The following is a 20,099-nucleotide window of genomic DNA, read 5'->3' as shown; positions in this document are numbered from 1 at the left end:
GGGCGGCCTCGACCGCGTCCCGGCGGATGGCGTCGTGTTCGCGCGCGGGCGAGCCACTGGGGGAATCTGTTGGACCGCATCAGCCGGGCCAGTTCGGCGGCCACCTGATGCCTGGGAGGCAGGCGAGCGGGTGCGTGGACGCAGGGCGGGCCCGGACGGCGCCGACCGGGGGTCTCAGCCGCCGGCCACGTGACGCCAGAAGTCCCGCATCACCGGTGTGGGGGTCGGGTTGGCCATGCCCGCCTGGGTGAGCAGGATCGCGACGGTTCCGGCGGGCGGGACGATGTGGGCCGTCGTGCCGGTGCCGCCGACCCAGCCGTAGCGTCCGGGGACGTTCCAGGGGTCGGACGGGGTGACGTCGACCTGGCCGCCGTAGCCCCAGCCCTGGCCCTCCAGGAAGAGCGTGGCGCGCTCGCGCTGCCCGGCCGTGAGGTGGTTGGTGGTCATACGGCTGACGGAGGTCGAGCTGAGCAGGCGGCGGCCGTCCGGGGCGGTGCCGTCGTTCAGCAGGAGACGGGCGAAGGCCAGCCAGTCGTCGGCCGTGGAGACCAGGCCGCCGCCGCCCGAGTGGAAACGCGGGACCCGGGCGAACTCGCCGTCCGGGGTGTCCGACAACCGCGGGGAGCCGTCCGGGCCGGGCGCGTAGGCCGAGGTGAAGCGGTGCCGCTTCGACGGCGGGACCTCGAACGCCGTGTCCCTCATGCCCAGCGGCGCGAAGAGCCGCTCGCGCAGGAAGTCGGGGAGCGTACGGCCGGACGCCCGCTCGACCAGGATGCCCTGCAGGTCGGAGGAGGTGCCGTAGAGCCACGCCTCGCCCGGCTGGTACAGCATCGGCACCCGCGCGAGCAGCCCCAGCCAGGTGTCCGCGTCCGGCCAGTCCTGCAGGGCGCGGCCGTCCTTCTGCACCGTGAACAGCGACTGCACCGCCGGGAGCGAGAAGTCGGAGGGGAAGCCCCAGCCGGTGCGCGAGCTGAGCAGGTCCTCGACCGTGATCGGGCGGGCGGCCGGGACCACGTCGTCCACGGGGCCCGTCGGCGTCCGCACCACCGTCGGCTTCGACAGCTCCGGGAGCCACTCCTCCACCGGCGACTCGAGGGCGAACGCGCCCTCCTCCATCAGCATCAGCACCGCCGCCGCCGTGATCGGCTTGGTGAGGGAGGCGATACGGAAGATCGAGTCGCGTGCCATCGGCGCGGTTCCCTCGGTGTCCACGGAGCCGACGGTCACCACCTCGACGTCCTCGCCGCGCGCCACCAGGGCGACGGCGCCGGGCACCGTGCCGTCCTCGACATGGCGCCGCAGCACGGCCTTCAGTTCGGTCTCGGTCATCTCCGGCCTTCCGGTGCGCGGGGCGTGCGGTCGGTTCTACGACTCCTGCCGCGCCGGAAACTCATCTCCCCGGCGCCTCAGCCCGAGGGCTCCGGCTCCGTCGGGTCCACCGTCGCCTGGTGCGCCTGGGCCAGATGCTCCTCGGCCTTCAGCCAGGGCAGGAACTGCGCCCCCTGCCGCCAGCCGCAGGTGTCACATCTGATCGTCCGCTGCAGACCGGTGCGCTGCACGCGGACGACGTGTTCACGACCGTGCCCGTCCCAGCGCCGCACCCTGCTCGTGTTGATCTCCAGCATGCCGCCTCCCCTCCGGCACAGGAGTGTGCAGCAAGACCAACATCAACAGGAGACCCTCCACGGCGAGTTGACCAACCCGTGGCCGATCCCACACACGACGCCGCCCCCTCAGCCGACCGTGCGGGGCAGCCGCAGGCTCAGCAGGCCCGTCACGACGACGCAGCCGAGCTGCGCCAGCAGCGTGACGACCAGCGCGTCCCGCATCCCGCTGCCCGGGACGAGGGAGAGGAACAGCGTGCCCAGCGCGGCGACGCCGAGCGCCAGGGCCGACTGCTGGGTGGTCATCATCACCCCGCTGCCCACACCGGCCCGGACCGGCTCCACCTCGGAGAGCACCACCCGGTAGACGATGGGGAGCTGCAGCGCCTGACCGCCGCCCGCGAACACCGCCCCCGGCAGCAGCGCGACCAGGCCGAGATCCGGCCAGGACCGCCAGGCCGCCAGCGCCATCAGACCGATGCCGAGCCCCTGCAGCAGCGCCCCTGCGGTGACGACCCGGGTGCCGTAGCGGGCGACCAGGCGGGGACCGGCGAGCGAGACGAAGAAGAACACCGCCGCCATCGGCGCCAGGGCCAGACCGGCCCGGACCGGTCCCAGACCCGCACCCCGCTGCAACGCCACCGCGATCACGAACATGAAGCCGCTGAAGCCGACGGAGAACGGCAGGATCATCACCAGGCCGCGCCGCAACGACGTCAGCTCGAACAGCGACGGGGGAACCAGGGGCGTACGGCCCCGGCGGTCGGCCCGGCGCTCCACCGCGTAGAACGCCGCCGCGAGGAACGGGAACGCCGCCAGCGACAGCCACGTCCACAGCGGCCAGCCCGCCGACCGGCCCTCCGTGAGCGGCGCCAGCAGGGCCAGCAGGGACGCCGTCAGCAGGACGGTGCCGGGGCCGTCGACCGGCTCGGGGTGCCGGGAACGCGTCTCGGGGACGGCACGGGCCGCCAGCAGCAGGCCCACGACGACCACCGGGACGTTCACCAGGAACACCGCGCGCCAGCCGGTGCCCGCGATGTCGGCCGCGACCAGGACCCCGCCGAGGATCTGCCCGGCGACCATGGACAGGCCGGCCGTGGCGCCGTACAGGCCCATCGCCTTCGCCCGTCGGGGTCCGGCGGTCGCCGCCTGGATGGTGGCGAGGACCTGCGGGAGCATCGCGGCGGCCGACGCGCCCTGCGCCACCCGCGCCGCGACCAGCGTCCAGGCGCTCGGCGCGAGCCCGCAGGCCAGCGAGGTCAGGCCGAAGGCCGCCATGCCGCCGAGGAAGAAGCGGCGCCGGCCGAACAGGTCCCCGAGCCTGCCGCCCAGGACGAGGAGCACGGCGTACGCCAACCCGTAACCGGCGACGACGAGTTCGAGGACGGACTCGCTCGCGTGCAGGTCCCGGCCGATCGTCGGCAGGGCGACGTTGACGATGAAGAAGTCGATGAGGGGCAGCGCCGCTGCCAGCAGCACGGTGAAGAGCCCGACACCGCCGAGCGACGGTGTCGCGGCCGGCGGTCGGACGGTGCGTGTAGCGATGGTTTCGGTCACGTCATCGAGGCTGCGCCCCCGCCCAGCGTGGTACCAGAGTGTCTTTATCCTGGTAGAAGCAGTACCTGGAAACAGGGTGCCGAAGGGTGCAGGGTGGAGCCATGACGACCATGGCCCAGGAGACGGCGACCGCGCGCACGCGCGGCACGGGCGCCGAGGTGCGGCGGCACGAGCTGGCGGCCTTCCTGCGCAGCCGCCGCGAGCGGATCGCCCCCGAGGAGGTCGGCCTGCCGCGCGGCCGGCGCCGCCGCACGCCCGGGCTGCGCCGCGAGGAGGTCGCCCAGCTCTCCGCGGTCGGCGTCACCTGGTACACGTGGCTCGAGCAGGGCCGTGACATCCAGGTGTCCGTCCAGGTCCTCGACGCCCTCGCCCGCACCCTGAAGCTCGACCCCACCGAGCGCGCCCACCTCTTCCAGCTCGCCGGCGCGGTCGACCCCACACCGGCCCTGATCTGCCCGTCGGTGACGCCGGGGCTGCGGGCCATGCTGGAGCAGCTGGAGCCGTACGCCGCGAGCATCCAGAACAGCCGGTACGACATCCTCGCCCACAACCGCGTCCTCGGGCTGCTGCTGTGCGACCTGTCGACGGTGGCCCCGGAGGACCGCAACTGCGTCCTGCTCTCCTACACCAACCAGGAGTGGCGCGACTCGATCGTCCACCTGGAGGAGACGCGGCGGCTCATGGCCGCCCGGCTGCGCGCCGCCCAGGCCGGGCACCTCGGCGAGCCGGCCTGGAAGCTCCTGCTCAAGCGGCTGCGCGCGTACCCGGAGTTCTGCGAGGCGTGGGAGCGGCACGAGGTGGTCGTGGCCCACAGCAAGCGCAAGGAGTTCCTCAACCGGCTCGTGGGGCGGCTGGTCGTCGACCAGACCGAACTGTGGCTGGGGCCGGAGGTGGGCTCACGGCTGGTGACCTACGTCCCGGCGGACCCGGAGACGCGGGCCAGGATGGAGAAGCTCCACGAGATCGCGCTGGCCAGGGAGACGCCCTGAGGGGGTGGCCTTTGGGGCCCTGAGGGGGCTGGCCTTTGTTGGGGGGCTTGAAGGGGGCTGGCCTTTTTTTGGGGGGGCTGAAGGGGGCTGGTCTTTGTTGGGGGGGCTGAGGGGGGTAGGGGTGTGTGTGAGGGACTGCGCGGGATTACGCCGGGGGCCTGGACGCGCCCTGAAGGGGCGCGGGGAACTGCGCGATCAGCCCCCACCCGGCCGCGGTCGCCGAACTACGCACTCACCCCCGTGGGCTGGCGCACCTCCGCCGGTTGCAACTTCTCCGCCGTCCGCTCGGCGGTACCCCGCGCCCACCGCCCCGTCGTCACCGCCCCCAGCGTGAACACCGCCACCCCGCACGCGACCAAGATCCACCACCCGGGCACCGACGCCGACACGAACGCCGCCCTGTACGACGACCCCTCCACGCCGGAGGCCAGCACCGCCCCGATCACCGCGACGCCCAGCGTCTGACCCAGCTGCCGGCTCGTGGAGGCCACCGCCGCGGCGACCCCCGCCTGCGCCCGCGGCATGCCCGACACCGCCGTGTTGGTGATCGGCGCGTTCACGAACCCGAAGCCGACACCGAACAGCACGTACCCGAGGAACAGCGTCGTGTTCGACGTCTCCGCGTCGAACGCCGCGAACAGCACCGCGCTCACCGTCATCGCCACACCGGCGACCACCAGCGACAGCCGCGGCCCCCGGCTGCCGACCAGCCGTCCGGACACCGGTGCGCACAGGAACATCGGCACCGCCATCGGCAGCATCCACAGCCCCGCGTGCAGCGCGTCGTACCCGCGCACGTTCTGCAGGTACAGCGTCGACAGGAACAGGAAGCCGCCCAGCGAGGCGAACGCCGCGATCGCTATCGCCGTCGCCCCGCTGAACGGTACGGAGCGGAAGAAGCGCAGGTCGATGAGGGGCTCGTCGCGTCGCGGCTCGTACCAGAGCAGGCCGCCCAGAGCCGCCGCGGCGACCACCGCGAACGGCAGGACCGCGGCCACGCCGGAGTCCGGGGCCTCGATGATCGCGTACGTCAGCGAGCCGAACAGCGCGATGACCAGCAGCTGCCCGACCGGGTCCGGGCGGCGGGCCTTGGGGGCCCGGGACTCGGGGACGAAGCGCAGGGTCAGCAGCAGGGCCGTCAGGCCGACCGGGAGGTTGACCCAGAAGATCGACCGCCAGCCGACCGACTCCACGAGCAGGCCGCCGGCCAGCGGGCCGGCCGCCATGGAGATGCCGACCACGGCACCCCAGACACCGATCGCCCGGGCCCGTTCGCGGGGGTCCGTGAAGGTGTTCGTGATGATCGACATCGCGACGGGGTTGAGCATCGAGCCGCCGACCGCCTGGATCATGCGGAACACGATCAGCGAGTCGAGGTTCGGGGCGAGCGAACAGAGGAGTGAGCCTACGACGAACAGGACCAGGCCGGTCATGAACACGCGCTTGCGGCCGATCCGGTCGGCCGTGGAGCCCGCGAGCATCAGCAGCGAGGCCAGGACGAGGGTGTAGGCGTCGATCGTCCACTGCAGGCCGGACGTGCTCGCGTGCAGTTCGCGCTGCATGTCGGGGAGGGCGACGTTCAGAGCGGTGACGTCGATGCTCACGATCAGCAGGCTCATGCAGCAGATCGCCAGAACCAGCAGACGTCGGCGGTGACTGAGCTCGGGCATGCGTTTTATCGTACGCCGATGTCGATAGTGTGTCTAACTAATAGTGGTGCTAACTAATGGTGGATGCATGATCCTTGGGGGGTGGGGATTCGGTTCTTTCTCATGGGTGACAATGGGCTAATGTCCACGCCCCTGCAGATCGGTCCGCACACCGTCCAGCCCCCTGTCGTCCTCGCCCCCATGGCCGGGATCACCAACGCTCCCTTCCGGACACTGTGCCGGGAGTTCAGCGGCGGCAAGGGCCTCTTCGTGAGCGAGATGATCACCACGCGGGCGCTGGTCGAGCGCAACGAGAAGACCATGCAGCTCATCCACTTCGACGCGAGCGAGAAGCCCCGGTCGATCCAGCTGTACGGCGTCGATCCCGCCACCGTCGGCAAGGCCGTCCGCATGATCGCGGAGGAAGGGCTCGCCGATCACATCGACCTGAACTTCGGGTGCCCGGTGCCGAAGGTGACGCGGAAGGGCGGCGGGTCCGCGCTGCCGTACAAGCGCAACCTGCTGCGGGCGATCCTGCGCGAGGCCGTCTCGGGCGCGGGGGATCTGCCCGTGACGATGAAGATGCGCAAGGGCATCGACGACGACCACATCACCTATCTGGACGCCGGGCGCATCGCCGTCGAGGAGGGCGTCACCGCGATCGCCCTGCACGGGCGTACGGCCGCGCAGCACTACGGCGGTACGGCGGACTGGGACGCCATCGCGCGCCTGAAGGAGCACGTGCCGGAGATTCCCGTGCTGGGCAACGGGGACATCTGGTCGGCCGAGGACGCGCTGCGGATGGTGCGGGAGACCGGGTGCGACGGGGTGGTCGTGGGGCGCGGGTGCCTCGGGCGGCCCTGGCTGTTCGCCGACCTCGTCGCGGCGTTCGAGGGGCGGGAGCAGGACATCGCTCGGCCGTCGCTGCGTGAGGTCGCCGATGTCATGGTCCGGCACGCTCGGCTGCTGGGGGAGTGGATCGGCGACGAGGCGAAGGGTGTTGTCGACTTCCGGAAGCATGTCGCCTGGTATCTGAAGGGCTTCGCGGTCGGCAGCGAGATGCGCAAGCGGCTTGCCGTTACTTCTTCTTTGGAGGAACTGCGGGGCGGGCTGGACGAGTTGGATCTGGACCAGGCCTGGCCGGTGGGGGCCGACGGGCCTCGGGGACGTACGTCCGGCAACAACAGGGTGGTGCTGCCGGACGGGTGGTTGAAGGACCCTTACGACTGCGCGGGCGTCGGGGAGGACGCGGAGCTCGACACGTCGGGGGGCTGAGGTTCGCCGCCTGCGGTTTCGTCGTGGGTCGGGGGCGGGGCGGGGGGTGTCCGTCCTCGGTCGGGCGGGGCCGTCTCCGGGGCTGTGCCGGTGATGGACGCCCGCCGCTGCGGGCGGACACCCCCCGCCCCGCCCCCTTCTCGCCGAGGGCGCCTGCCGCGCCGCAAGGGGCGCGGGGAACTGCGCGAGCGACCACGACGGCGGGTCCGTTTGTGTACGGCGCTGCTCACCCCTTCTTGGGGTGTTTCGTCGAGCCGTATGCCGTGAGGAACGCGTCGCGGAACGCGCTCATCTTCCAGACCGGGGCGTCGTGGGCCGGGCGCAGGCCGTCCGTCCAGTTCCAGGTGGAGATCTTGTCCAGGACCTTGGGGTCCTTGGCGACGATGGAGACCGGGACGTCGCGGCTGGCGTGGTTGCCGCTCACGCGGGGGATGGGCTGGTGGTCGCCCAGGAAGACCAGCACGGTGTCCTTCGTGCCGTAGCGCTCCAGCCACTCGGTGAGGGCCGTGACGGAGTACTGGACTGACTTGCCGTACTCCGCCTGGGACTTGGGGGAGCTGGCGATGATGTCCGAGGGCTTGTTGCCGGCCGCGTGGACGGCGTTGAAGATCTTGCCGTCGCCCAGCTTGTCCCAGGGGACCATCTTGGGGATCGGCGCCCAGGGCTGGTGGCTGGAGGTCAGGATCACCAGGGACATCAGGGGCTTGGTGCGCTTCTTGCCGTGCTCCAGGTTCTGGAACTGCTGGAGTGCGTACTGGTCGGGCATGGTGGACCAGCTGAACTTCGGGCCCTTGTAGCCCATCTGGAAGGCGTTGCGGTAGGAGTCGAGGCCGTAGAACTTGGACTCGGGCCAACTCTTCTGCACGCCGGGCATGATGCCCACCGTGTCCCAGGCGCCCGTCTTCTTGAACGCCTCGGTCAGGCTCATGTGGTCGCTCGCCATGAGGGTGCGGTAGCGCTGCTGGTTGTCGATCCACAGGCCCGACATGGTGGTGGAGTGGCCGAGCCAGCTGCTGCCGCCGTAGGTGGCCGAGGTCAGCCAGCCGCTCTTGGCGTGGAAGCCGGCCTTCGCCAGGGCCTTGGTGCGGGCGTCCAGGGTCGCGTCGACGCCGGGTGCCTCCACCGGGTCCTCGATCGCGCTGCGGCCGTAGCTCTCGATGAAGGTGAAGACCATGTCCTTGCCGCGCAGATCGGGGACCAGCTGGCCGGGCGGGGTGTTGCCGAACGCGTCGATCTTGGCGATCTTCTGGAACTCCGCCTCGTCGCGCAGGGTCGTGTGGACCAGCCGGGCCTGGGACAGCACCCCTCCCGCGGCGCGGTCGGCCGCGACCGGCGACCCGGCTATCTGGAGTCCCAGCGCGGAGCAGAGGACCCATACGACGGCGGTGGCGAGGGTTCCCCTGGTCGCTGCTTGTTTGTTGCGGGCGAGCGCGTTGCTGAGCCGGACCATCGCCAGTGCCATGACGGTGAGGAGGAGTAGGACCAGGACGAAGGCGCCCACGGTGGCGAGGGTCGCCACCGTTTTGCCCATCGAGTCCTTGACGTACGACTGGGCGTCGGGGAGGAGTTCCCAGTCCAGGACGAGGTTGAAGCGGCGGCCCAGGTACTCCCAGAAGCCCATGTCCAGGAGGTTGAGGATGGTCATCGCGCCGAGTGCGGCGCCGGAGAGCGCCGCTGTCGTCAGGCGGGGGCGGCGGGGGAGGGTGAGGGCCGCGGCGGCCCCGAGGATCGCCTCCACCGGTATCCGGACGAACCGGTCCGCGTGCAGGGCGCTCTGCTTGTTCGGCAGGACCAGGGCCAGGAAGATCAGGGCCGCGGCGAGGGCCGTGATCGTCCAGCGGGTGCCGCGGACGACCGCGGGATGCCCTTCGCGCCAGGCGGCGAACCGCGACCGCAGGGTGGCCCGCGCGGCCGTCTCCTGCTCGGGCGTCGTGCCCTCGGTGACGGCGTCGGCGGTTTCCGGCTGGTGGCGAAGGCGCGTGAAGACAGGCACCCGAAGGTCCTTCCGTAGCGAGGCCCGGGGAGGGAGGGGCGGGTCACGCTGGGGAGGCAAGGACCCGCCGACCTTCCGTACGGCGGGCCCCGCGCGGGTGTTCACGGCACCGGGCAAACACCCGGCAAACGGCCGGTCAACGGCTCCGGGCGTCAGGCGCCGCCGACCGCCGTCAGCAGGGCCAGGGGCGCCGCCGCGGCGCGCGACTCCCGGACGCAGGCGTGCGGATACGGCACCGGCTCGGCGTGCGCGTCCCGGCCGTACCCGGCGATGACCTCCGGCAGCCGGTGGCCGGTGGCGTTCGCCGCGTCCACCAGGCCGTGCGCGACCGTGCGCGCCTCGTCGTGCAGCCCGTACCGCGCCAGCCCCAGGGTGATCAGCGCGTTGTCGTGCGGCCACACCGAGCCCCGGTGATAGGAGAGCGGGTGGTACGCGGCCTGGCCCGATGCCAGGGTGCGGACGCCCCAGCCGGAGAAGAAGTCCGGCTCCAGCAGCCGCCGGCCCACCGCCTCCCCGTACTCCTTGTCCAGCAGCCCCGACCAGAGGAGGTGGCCGGCGTCCGACGCCAGGGCGTCGAGCTGCCTGCCCTCGCCGTCCAGCGCCAGGGCGGGGAAGGACCGCTCCGGCATCCAGAAGTCCCGCTGGAAACGGTCCCGCAGGTCGCCGGCCGCCTGCTCCAGCAGCGCCGCGTACGTCTCGTCGGCCCACACGGTGCGCGCGATCCACGCCGTGCGGCGCAGCGCGTCGTACGCGTATCCCTGGGCCCCGGCCGCCATCACCGCGCCGCTCGCCCGGGTGCCGTCTGCGGAGCAGATCGCGCCGGGGGAGTCCTTCCAGTTCTGGTTGGCCAGGCCGCCCTGGTCGGCGCGGTAGATCAGGTAGCCGCGGGAGGTCAAGCCTCCGTGGTCCAGCATCCAGCCGATCGCGGCGCGGGCGTGGGGCTCCAGGCGGCGGGCCAGTCCGGTGTCGCCGGTCTGTTCGGTGTAGGCGCCGAGGAGGACGAGGAAGAGGGGCGTGGCGTCCACCGAGCCGTAGTAGCGGCCGTACGGGACCTGGCCGAAGTGCGCCAGTTCGCCGTGGCGGACCTCGTGCACGATCTTTCCCGGCTGGGCCACCGAGTCCACGTCCGTCTCGGTCGCCTGGGTGGCGGCCAGCGCGGGCAGGGTCGCGGCGGCCAGCTGCGGGCGGTAGGGGAGGGCGAAGAGTGAGGTGAGCAGGGCGTCCCGGCCCAGCAGGGTCAGGAACCAGGGGGCGCCGGCGGCCGGCACGCGCAGTTCCTCGCCGTCCGGGCCCGTCGCCGGCAGCTGGAGCGAGGCGAGGTCCGCCAGGCCCCGTGCGCACGCCGCCGCCAGCTCCGGCCAGCCGGTCGGGAAGGCCACGCCCTCCACGAACTCGCCTTCGAGGGAGAGGAGTTGTTCGGTGACGGAGGTGGGGGAGGCCGGTACGCGCAGGGCCCGTTTGTCTCCGTGCGGGCGGGCCATGACGCGCAGGACCAGCTCCGCGGTGCCGTGCGGGGCGAGGTCGAGGGTCCATACGAGGCGGCGGGCCCCTGTCCCTGTCTCCTCCACGCCGTCCGGGGCGGGCTCGGCCGTCACCGTCGTACAGGACCGCCATTCGCCGCGCCGGTAGGCGAACTCCACTCCGTCGTCCAGGACTTGGCGGGAGCGGACGGCGCCGGTCTTGGCGTAGGTGCGGTAGTCGGAGCGGAGTTCGAACTGGTCGGTGAAGTCGGCGTCCGCGGTGATCGCCAGGCGGACCGTGGTGGGTGCGGGGCGGTTGCTGGTGACCTTCAGGGACTCCACGAACGCGCCGTCCCCGACGGCCTGTTCACGGAACACCGTGTAGGCGGGCGGCTCTTGGCGTCCGCCGCGCGGGACGAGGACACAGCGCGCCGTGTCCCCGTCCGCGACCGGCGTGAGGGACTCCGGCACGGCGCCGTCGACCGTCAGTTGCCAACGGCTCAAGTGCCGGGCGTCCCGCACGAACAGACCGTCCGGGGAGCCGGCTCCCCGGACCCCGCTGATGTCCCCGCCGTCACCCACGGCCGCGAACGTCCCGCCGTGCACGAGCAGATGATGCCGGTCGCTCATCCCCGGTCCCCTCCCCTGTTCTCGTCGCTCATCTCGTCGAACGTGTCGATGCCCGTCGGGGACACGCCGTCTCCGGGGCGCGTGTGGAGCAGATCCAGCGCGAGCGCGGCGGTCCAGCCGAAGCCGAGCGCTCCGCAGGCCTCGCCGGTGTGCGGGTCCACGTACTCCGCGAAGCCGGACGCGTCGGCGGCGTCCAGGACGGCCGCGCGCAGCGCGTCGGCCGCTTCCGGCTCGCCGTGGGTGCGCAGTCCGCTCTCCAACAGCCAGTTGATGTTGAACCAGGCGGGGCCGCGCCAGTAGCGGTGCGGGTCGAAGGCCTCGCCGAGCAGGTCGTAACTGGGCACCAGGCGGGTGCTGTCCCCGAGGCCGAAGTGCGGTCCGCGCAGGGTGCGCAGGAGCGGGGCGACGACGTCGCGGGGGAGGCCGGGGAGGATCAGCGGCACGAGGCCGGAGACGCTGCGCTCGGGGAGGAGGATGCCGGTGGTGTGTGAGCGGTGCTCTGCTGTGTGAGCGGTGCTCTGGGAGCGGTGCTCTGGGGTGTGGGCGGTGGTGTGTGAGCGGTGCTCTGCTGTGTGAGCGGTGCTCTGGGAGCGGTGCTCTGGGGTGTGGGCGGTGGTGTGTGAGCGGTGCTCTGGGGTGGGAGCGGTGCTCCGTGAGCACTGCTCTGGAGTGTGAGCGGTGCTTTGTGAGCACTGCTCTCCGCCGGGAGCACCGCTCCGGGAGCGTCGCTCCGAACCGAGAGCACCGTTCCCGGAGCGTCGCTCCGAACCGAGAGCACCGATCTCCCCGGCTCCTGCGACGGCCCGCAGATCGCGGCACAGGAACATCTCCCTCGTCGGGTTCCACAGACGCCGCACCAGCGCTGCCGTCAGGCGTTCCGCGCGCGCGTGGCGGGCCGTGCCCGTCGCGCCCAGTTCGCGGGCGATCCGGGCGAGCGCGTGCTCGGAGGCGATCAGCAGCGCGTTGAACGCCGGGTCCTCGACTGCGAACTCGCCGCCCCCGTCGGCGTACCCGCGATCCCGGTAGTCCGTCGCCAGCCGCACGTAGCGGCCGTAGTCGAGGTCCGTCGGCCGGTCCTCGGGGGCGCCGTGGTCGAGGTCGGCGCGGCGGAAGGAGCGGGCCGGGGCGGGGGTGATCCGGGCGAGCGGGGCGTCCCAGCAGGGGCTGTTGTCCATGCCCTGCTCCCAGGGGTGGACGACGGACGCGAGTCCGCCGCCGCCCAGATCCCGGCGGTGCAGCAGATAGCGGTGCCAGGCGGCCAGGCGGGGGTACAGGCGGGCCAGGAAGCCGCGCGCACGGGAGAGCCCGGGGTCGGCGCAGTGCACCAGCCAGGCCGCGAGCGCGTGCACCGGTGGCTGCACGATGCCGGAGGTCTGTACGGTGCGCGGGGCGCCCGCAGCGCGCCCCGCGGTCGAGGAGCGCCAGAAGTCGGGGCTCGGGAAGTACGCGTCGAGGGGTACGGAGGGGTTGAAGACGATGTGCGGGATGCGGCCGTCGCCCCACTGGGCGGCCAGCAGCGTCTCCAGCTCCGTCTGCGCCCGTAACGGCGACAGGTGGCGCAGGCCGATCGCGATGAACGCCGAGTCCCAGGACCACTGGTGCGGGTACAGGCTGCGCGAGGGGACCGTGGAGGAGCCCGTCCAGTTCTCCTCCAGCACCCGGGCGGCCCTGGCGTGCGGCGCGTCCTGGGTGAGGGGTGGATCGTATGCAGTGGGGTGCTTGGTGGCACGGCTGGTCAACTGGGCGGTGCGGTCCACTCGGGGCTCCCCGAAAGAGGTGCGGGCGACCGGTTCGGTCGTAGCCATCGTAGAGTTACGTCTATTTAACACGCAAAACTCAATATGTAATGCAGAGTTGAGAAGCACAAGGGGGTGCGCATGACGGGACGTGGACAGGCACGCGCCGGCGATCTGCTCGAACTGGTACGAAGCGGACGCGCGACCACGCGCGGAGCGCTCCAGCAGGTCACCGGACTGTCCCGCGCCACCGTCGGTCAGCGCCTCGACCGTCTCTTCCGCGCGGGCTGGCTGAGGGAGGGGGCGGGGGGCCCGGTCGACTCGCCGCTGGGCGGACGGCCCTCGATCACACTGGAGTTCGACGGCGAGCACGCCGTCGTCCTCGCCGCCGACCTCGACACCCGGCACGCGCGCGCCGCCGTCCTGACGCTGACCGGCGAGATCCTCGCGGAGCGCTCCGGCGTCCTGCTGATCGAGGACGGCCCGGACGCCGTACTGGGCGAACTGGGCGGCTGGTTCGCCGAGTTGCTGCAGAAGGCCGGGCGGCCGGCGGAGTCGGCCTGCGGGATCGGGCTCGCCGTGCCGGGGCCCGTCGACAGCGAGACCGGGCGGGTGGTGCAGCCGCCCATGATGCCGGGCTGGGACGGCTACGACATAAGAGGGCGCCTGAGCAGAGCCTTCGGCGAGCGCACGGGCACCGGGGCGATCCCCGTGCTCGTCGACAACGACGCGAACCTCATGGCGTACGGCGAGCAGCGCACCGGATACCCCGACTGCTCGGCGTTCGTGCTGGTGAAGGTGTCGACCGGCATCGGGGCGGGGGTCGTGGTCGGCGGGTCCGTCTTCCGTGGCATCGACGGGGGCGCGGGGGACATCGGGCACATCCGGGTGGGCGCGGAGGCGCTGTGCCGGTGCGGGTCCTACGGGTGTCTCGCGGCCGTGGCCAGTGGCGGCGCCGTGGCGCGGCGGCTGGCGGAGGCGGGGGTGCCGGCGGCCTCCGGCTCGGACGTGCGGGAGCTGCTGGCGGCCGGGCACCCCGAGGCCGTCGGGCTGGCGCGGGAGGCCGGGCGGCGGGTGGGGGACGTCCTGGCGACCGTCGTGACGCTGCTGAATCCCGGGGTGCTGATGATCGCCGGGGATCTGGCCGGAACCCCCTTCCTCACGGGGGTGCGCGAGCTGTTGTACCAGCGGGCGCTGCCCCGCTCCACCGCTCATCTGGATGTCGTCACCTCGCGGCTGGGCGAGCGGGCGGGCCTGGTGGGGGCCGGGGCGCTGGTCGTGGAGTACCTGTACGCGCCCGAGCGGGTGGAGGAGCGGCTGTCGGCGATGGGCGTGTGACGTCCGCGTTTCGGGTTCCGGCGCAGGTCCAGGGCGCGTCCGCATGGTGAAATCCGGGCCGCTGTGGCAGCGTGATTCTCGCCACCCTTGATAAGGGTTGCGCTCAGATGAGCGGATCTTGAGCGGCTGCACTTCTCCAAGGAGTGGCACTGGGTGCCACCGTTTGATCGTTCATCGAGCGAAAACAGGTGCGCGTGAGCGCCGCTCATCTGAGCGCAAAACCGCACCTGTGGGCGTGGTTGCGTTCAAGAAGTGAAAACATAAGCGGCTGGTTGCTTGCCGAGCTTTGACTTTCAATCCTCTGGCGGAGCGCTGGTTACGGGCACATGACGCACAAGTAGACGTACCCAGACGCCTTCGATCTGGGTATGTTCCTGGCCGTCAGGGCAGCCACCGCGTCTTCGAGGGAGTCGAGACCCGTGTCGGAAAACAAAGAACCTCACGTAGCGAAGCTCGTTTACGACTTCACCGAGGGAAACAAGGATCTCAAGGACCTCCTCGGTGGCAAGGGCGCGAACCTCGCCGAGATGACCAACCTGGGACTCCCCGTTCCCCCCGGCTTCACCATCACGACGGAAGCCTGCAAGGTCTACCTCGACAGCGGCGAGGAGCCGGCGGCACTGCGTGACGAGGTGAGTGCGCACCTCGACGCGCTGGAGCAGCGCATGGGCAAGAAGCTCGGCCAGCCCGACAACCCCCTGCTGGTCTCCGTCCGTTCCGGTGCGAAGTTCTCGATGCCCGGCATGATGGACACCGTCCTGAACATCGGGCTCTCCGACAAGTCCGTGAAGGGTCTCGCCGACCAGGCCGGCGACGAGCGGTTCGCCTGGGACTCCTACCGCCGCCTCATCCAGATGTTCGGCAAGACCGTCCTCGGCGTCGACGGCGACCTCTTCGAGGAGGCGCTGGAGAAGGCCAAGGAGGCCAAGAACGTCACGGTCGACACCGACCTGGAGGCCGCCGACCTCAAGAAGCTGGTCACCGCCTTCAAGAAGATCGTCAAGAAGGAGGCGGGCCGGGACTTCCCGCAGGACCCGCGTGAGCAGATGGACCTCGCCATCAAGGCGGTCTTCGACTCCTGGAACGGCGACCGGGCCAAGCTCTACCGCCGCCAGGAGCGCATCCCGCACGACCTCGGCACCGCCGTCAACGTCTGCTCCATGGTCTTCGGCAACCTCGGCCCCGACTCGGGCACCGGCGTCGCCTTCACCCGCGACCCCGCCAGCGGCCACCAGGGCGTCTACGGCGACTACCTGCAGAACGCCCAGGGCGAGGACGTCGTCGCCGGCATCCGCAACACCGTGCCGCTGGCGGAGCTGGAGTCGATCGACAAGAAGTCGTACGACCAGCTGATGCAGATCATGGAGACCCTGGAGAACCACTACAAGGATCTCTGCGACATCGAGTTCACCATCGAGCGCGGCCAGCTGTGGATGCTGCAGACCCGCGTCGGCAAGCGGACCGCCGGTGCCGCCTTCCGCATCGCCACCCAGCTGGTGGACCAGGGGCTCATCGACGAGGCCGAGGCGCTGCAGCGGGTCACGGGCGCCCAGCTCGCCCAGCTGATGTTCCCGCGCTTCGACGAGGACGCGAAGGTCGCGCAGGTCGGCCGCGGCATCGCCGCCTCGCCGGGCGCGGCCGTCGGCAAGGCCGTCTTCGACTCGTACACCGCCGTGAAGTGGTCGCGTTCGGGCGAGAAGGTCATCCTCGTGCGCCGCGAGACCAACCCCGACGACCTCGACGGCATGATTGCCGCCGAGGGCATCCTGACCAGCCGCGGCGGCAAGACCTCCCACGCGGCCGTCGTCGCCCGCGGCATGGGCAAGACCTGTGTCTGCGGCGCCGAGGAGCTGGAGGTCGACACCAAGCGGCGCCGGATGACGGTCCCCGGCGGACACGTCGTCGAAGAGGGCGACGTCATCTCCATCGACGGCTCCAGCGGCAAGGTCTACCTCGGCGAGGTGCCGGTCGTGCCGTCGCCGGTCGTGGAGTACTTCGAGGGCCGGATGCACGCCGGCGCCGACGACGCCGACGAGCTGGTCGAGGCCGTGCACCGGATCATCGGGTACGCCGACCGGATGCGCCGCCTGCGGGTACGCGCCAACGCCGACAACGCCGAGGACGCGCTGCGCGCCCGCCGCTTCGGCGCCCAGGGCATCGGCCTGTGCCGCACCGAGCACATGTTCCTCGGCGACCGGCGCGAGCTGGTCGAGCGGCTGATCCTGGCCGACACGGAGGCCGAGCGCGAGGAGTCCCTGAAGGAGCTGCTCCCGCTGCAGAAGGCGGACTTCGTGGAGCTGTTCAAGGCGATGGACGGGCTGCCCGTCACCATCCGGCTCCTCGACCCGCCGCTGCACGAGTTCCTGCCCGACATCACCGAACTGTCGGTGCGCGTCGCGCTCGCCGAGTCCCGGCAGGAGTCGCACGAGAACGACCTGCGCCTGCTGCAGGCGGTGCACCGGCTGCACGAGCAGAACCCGATGCTGGGCCTGCGCGGCGTACGCCTCGGTCTGGTCATCCCCGGCCTGTTCACCATGCAGGTCCGCGCCATCGCCGAGGCGGCGGCCGAGCGCAAGGCCGCCAAGGGCGACCCGCGCGCCGAGATCATGATCCCGCTTGTCGGCACCGTCCAGGAGCTGGAGATCGTCCGCGACGAGGCCGACCAGGTCGTCGCCGAGGTCGAGGCCGCCACCGGCACGCAGCTCAAGCTCGCCATCGGCACGATGATCGAGCTGCCGCGGGCCGCGCTGACGGCGGGCCAGATCGCGGAGGCGGCGGAGTTCTTCTCCTTCGGCACCAACGACCTCACCCAGACGGTGTGGGGCTTCAGCCGGGACGACGTCGAGGCCTCGTTCTTCACCGCCTACCTGGAGAAGGGCATCTTCGGCGTCAGCCCCTTCGAGACCATCGACAAGGACGGTGTCGGCTCCCTGGTCAGCCTGGCCGCGAAGGCGGGCCGCGAGACCCGTCCCGACCTCAAGCTCGGCGTCTGCGGCGAGCACGGCGGCGACCCGGAGTCGGTCCACTTCTTCCACGAGGTCGGCCTCGACTACGTCTCCTGCTCGCCGTTCCGGATCCCGGTGGCGCGCCTGGAGGCCGGTCGCGCGGCCGTCCAGTCGGAGGGCAGCGACCACCGCTGACCCACCCCAGCCCCGGAGCCGCCGCCCGTCCCCGACCCTCAACACCGATGGGCGGCGGCTCCGGACCACCAAGAGAGGCGGCACCTTGTGCGGAGGTGCCGCCCCTTCGGGCATGGTCTGCGGAGACTGTCAAGCCAAGCCGCTGAACAGGCAAGACAGTGTTTACTGGCGTTGGTTGCCGCTGACCCTACGCGAGAACGTTGTGCCCTCATAGTGCCCTCCGTGACGGCAGAGGGAGGGCTGTCCTGTCCCGCTCCTACACAGGCTGCCGATAGCCGTGCGGAGCCACTCTGAGCAGCAGCAACTCTCGCGGCTTGCGGCTTACTGCGCACTCACTTATGACTCGATGGAGACGGCTCCGCCAGTCACTCCACTTTGACGCTGATGTGGCAGAGGGCTGTCACCAAAGAAGCTGGCAAAGATTAGATCGAACTCGCACGGACCCTCATCCTCGATACCATTTACTAGCTGGCGGAGTTGTCGGAAGTCAGCGAACTCGTCGCAAAATTCTTGAGCGGCCCTGAGTTTGTCTCCAGAAGCGGGCTTTGGGTAGTAGGCCTCGATGGCTCCCTTAGACAGGACATAGATTCTTTCTCGACGCAGAGCTTCAAGAACTGTGTTCTTCTTCTGTGCTACGGGGCCACCTTTCAGCTCCTTCATGACCTTAAAACGCGCATCACGAGTCACGATCTGATGGAAGAATCTATCAACTTTCTCTTCAAGTTCTTGCCATGTGCATTCGCGCGAGGTGAAACGCTCACCATGCTTTTTTACGTCGGCCCAGAGATCCTTGACCGAGGGCGAGTCCTTGATCTTGCGAAGCTGATTGCCAGAGATGTCGCTTTCGCTTGTGTGGGTGCCGGCTACCATGTTTCCTACGTCTTCCATCAGCCGGTTGCGCAGTTCCGTACTAGCAGGTGAAGCGCCGAGCTTTTCGAATCCTTCGGTAAGGGCATCGAGGTCTACCAGAACTGCAACGGATACGCCGAAGCGTTCAAAGAAGGAACGGTATCGCTGAATATTGTGTTTTCCGTTCACGCGGGCGATCGCTACACACCTTTTCGTGAAGTCCCAGGAAGGGTTGAGGATCCGAGCGATGTGGGGAATTGCGATGTGATCGCTGTCTCCTTCAACTAGCAGGATCGAATCACAGAAGAAGGCGGCATCGTTGTTTTCCTGTCTGACCATCTGGAACAGATCCTTGGTTCGGAGGTCAGACAGATCAACGGGATAGGCTTTTGCACACGGCGGCGCGACCGAGCGGTCTTTGATCAGCTTCACAAAGGTGCCTGTGGCCTGAGGGCTGAAAAACGCCGAAGAATGAGTACTGACCATAACGTGGTTTTCCTCGGCGAACACCTTCAGTGCCTCAAAGAGTTGCATCTGAGCGCGAGGGTGGAGAAAGAGTTCTGGCTCCTCGAACAGAAGAAGGTAGGGTCGAGGCGCAGTCGATGGATCCGTCGTCCGCTCCTGGCTCCTCATGTCGGCATACGCACGCAAGATAGCAAAGGTCACAGATCTGCGGAGGCCATCGCCCTTACTTTTGAAGCCGCTGCGGATTCCGTCGTCGATTGCGATCTGGGCATTGCTCAGAACGCTCCTCAAATCCGGCGGCGGGATTTCGATTCTGATGGAAGTCTCAGGGAAAGCCTCCTGGAGATTCTTCTCGACTGCACGCTCGACCGAGACGACATCGTCCAGACGTTCATCCACTTCGATGCCGTCAATTTCCGTCACGTTAAGAAGGCTCTCCAACCTGCTGAATAGAGCATCCACGTTTGCGAGTTGCGGCTTGATCGAGTTGAACAAGATACCTAGGAGTTTACCAAAGGATGCCGTCTCTGCAGTCTTCAGATCGTCAGAGAGATCCTTGACTGCGGGAATATAGATAACTTCAGGAAGGAGGGCGTGGATCGACTTGTCCATGCCCGTCACCAGTGGAACGTCCTCAGGCTTCTTCTGGTCCTCTGGCAATGTCTCAATCAATTTCTCAACTTCTGCCCGAATTTGTTTTTGTGTTGGACGTGGGCTCAATACCGTTGCCAGTTCAGGAATGTGGAATACGGCGGCTTCGCGAAGTTCCTCTCGTTGTTTTCCCGTCATCACTTCAGTAAGAGTGTCAGGCCAATACTTCTTGTCAATCGGCATCGGCCTGACCATGCGCAGGACTCCCTTGCCAGGCTCTGAGTAGATACGTGAAAGTGATAGCTTCCCTTCAGATACGTGCTCTGTGATTCGAGATCGATGTTCCTCCGTGAGGCGACTCAGATCCTCGTCCTTGATTTCCTCAAATGCCACCTCCACTCGAACCTGATTGCCTTGTCGATAGAAGTCGCTCTCCTTTAGTCCGGGATTGCTAAAAAAGATATCTAGAGCTTGCAAAATCGATGATTTACCCGCGTTGTTCTCTCCGATAATGCAGCTGAAGTTAGAAATTGGGATGCTTAGATCGCGGATCCCGCGAAAGTTACTAACCGAGATATTTGTGATCTTCATATCAGCATCCCTAGCCGGTGTTGCAGCCGTGAACTCTTGCCTCTACTGCTGTCGTTGTGACAGTAGAGGCAAGTTATAGGCATGCGTTCTTCAGTGTTGACGTTTTGCTGATATGTGGTGAATGCTACTAATTGTCCCATTCGGCCGCACTGGCACCGGTCGCGGGCCTGCGGGCGGGGTTTGGTGCTGCCCACGTCGCGCATGAGCGCGAGTCCATGGGGTTGGTCCCGTT

Annotated in this window: 12 protein-coding genes; 4 read left to right on the top strand and 8 right to left on the bottom strand. The window is 69.2% G+C overall.

What is annotated here, in order from left to right:
• Positions 1-174: 174 nt before the first annotated feature.
• From M8J74_RS02760 to M8J74_RS02750, 3 genes are all read right to left on the bottom strand, one after another.
• Complete coding sequence (locus tag M8J74_RS02760) at positions 175-1,329, bottom strand: serine hydrolase domain-containing protein (RefSeq protein ID WP_249834867.1); 1,155 nt, start codon at positions 1,327-1,329, stop codon at positions 175-177.
• Between the two features lie 77 nt (positions 1,330-1,406).
• Positions 1,407-1,625, bottom strand: coding sequence for a hypothetical protein (locus M8J74_RS02755; RefSeq protein WP_249834866.1), 219 nt, complete (start codon positions 1,623-1,625; stop codon positions 1,407-1,409).
• A 108-nt stretch (positions 1,626-1,733) separates the two neighbouring features.
• The gene (locus tag M8J74_RS02750) at positions 1,734-3,161 is read right to left on the bottom strand and encodes an MFS transporter (protein ID WP_249834865.1); all 1,428 of its coding nucleotides are present in this window, start codon (positions 3,159-3,161) and stop codon (positions 1,734-1,736) included.
• 101 nt (positions 3,162-3,262) lie between these two features.
• On the opposite strand from M8J74_RS02750, the gene M8J74_RS02745 reads away from it, so the two are divergent.
• Positions 3,263-4,150: a helix-turn-helix transcriptional regulator gene (locus tag M8J74_RS02745; RefSeq protein ID WP_249834864.1), complete on the top strand. Its 888-nt coding sequence runs from the start codon at positions 3,263-3,265 to the stop codon at positions 4,148-4,150.
• A gap of 224 nt (positions 4,151-4,374) precedes the next feature.
• Here the strand turns inward: M8J74_RS02745 and M8J74_RS02740 are convergent, their stop codons facing one another.
• A complete protein-coding gene (locus M8J74_RS02740) occupies positions 4,375-5,820 on the bottom strand; it encodes an MFS transporter (RefSeq protein WP_249834863.1) in 1,446 nt (481 codons plus the stop codon).
• 120 nt (positions 5,821-5,940) lie between these two features.
• On the opposite strand from M8J74_RS02740, the gene dusB reads away from it, so the two are divergent.
• Positions 5,941-7,074, top strand: coding sequence for a tRNA dihydrouridine synthase DusB (gene dusB, locus M8J74_RS02735; protein WP_249834862.1), 1,134 nt, complete (start codon positions 5,941-5,943; stop codon positions 7,072-7,074).
• A gap of 226 nt (positions 7,075-7,300) precedes the next feature.
• Here the strand turns inward: dusB and M8J74_RS02730 are convergent, their stop codons facing one another.
• The 3 genes from M8J74_RS02730 to M8J74_RS02720 all read right to left on the bottom strand — a co-directional run bounded on the left by M8J74_RS02730 (position 7,301) and on the right by M8J74_RS02720 (position 12,914).
• Complete coding sequence (locus M8J74_RS02730) at positions 7,301-9,067, bottom strand: alkaline phosphatase family protein (RefSeq protein ID WP_249834861.1); 1,767 nt, start codon at positions 9,065-9,067, stop codon at positions 7,301-7,303.
• A gap of 152 nt (positions 9,068-9,219) precedes the next feature.
• On the bottom strand, positions 9,220-11,157 hold the full coding sequence (locus tag M8J74_RS02725; RefSeq protein ID WP_249834860.1) for an amylo-alpha-1,6-glucosidase: 1,938 nt from the start codon (positions 11,155-11,157) through the stop codon (positions 9,220-9,222).
• Positions 11,154-12,914: an MGH1-like glycoside hydrolase domain-containing protein gene (locus M8J74_RS02720; protein ID WP_249834859.1), complete on the bottom strand. Its 1,761-nt coding sequence runs from the start codon at positions 12,912-12,914 to the stop codon at positions 11,154-11,156. Before M8J74_RS02720 ends, M8J74_RS02725 begins: the two co-directional genes overlap by 4 nt.
• A gap of 120 nt (positions 12,915-13,034) precedes the next feature.
• Here M8J74_RS02720 and M8J74_RS02715 point away from each other — a divergent pair, with 120 nt between their 5' ends.
• Both M8J74_RS02715 and ppdK read left to right on the top strand, forming a co-directional pair.
• Positions 13,035-14,231, top strand: a complete 1,197-nt coding sequence (locus M8J74_RS02715) for an ROK family protein (RefSeq protein ID WP_249834858.1) — start codon at positions 13,035-13,037, stop codon at positions 14,229-14,231.
• Positions 14,232-14,650: 419 nt separating this feature from the next.
• The gene (ppdK, locus tag M8J74_RS02710) at positions 14,651-17,371 is read left to right on the top strand and encodes a pyruvate, phosphate dikinase (protein ID WP_058925431.1); all 2,721 of its coding nucleotides are present in this window, start codon (positions 14,651-14,653) and stop codon (positions 17,369-17,371) included.
• Positions 17,372-17,707: 336 nt separating this feature from the next.
• Here the strand turns inward: ppdK and M8J74_RS02705 are convergent, their stop codons facing one another.
• On the bottom strand, positions 17,708-19,867 hold the full coding sequence (locus M8J74_RS02705; protein ID WP_249834857.1) for an ATP-dependent nuclease: 2,160 nt from the start codon (positions 19,865-19,867) through the stop codon (positions 17,708-17,710).
• Positions 19,868-20,099: the final 232 nt, after the last annotated feature.

Origin of the sequence: Streptomyces panaciradicis, assembly GCF_023516615.1 — a bacterium.
Classification (GTDB): domain Bacteria; phylum Actinomycetota; class Actinomycetes; order Streptomycetales; family Streptomycetaceae; genus Streptomyces; species Streptomyces panaciradicis.
The sequence above is the reverse complement of the archived record's forward strand: the minus strand, read 5'-3'. Positions and strand labels throughout refer to the sequence as shown.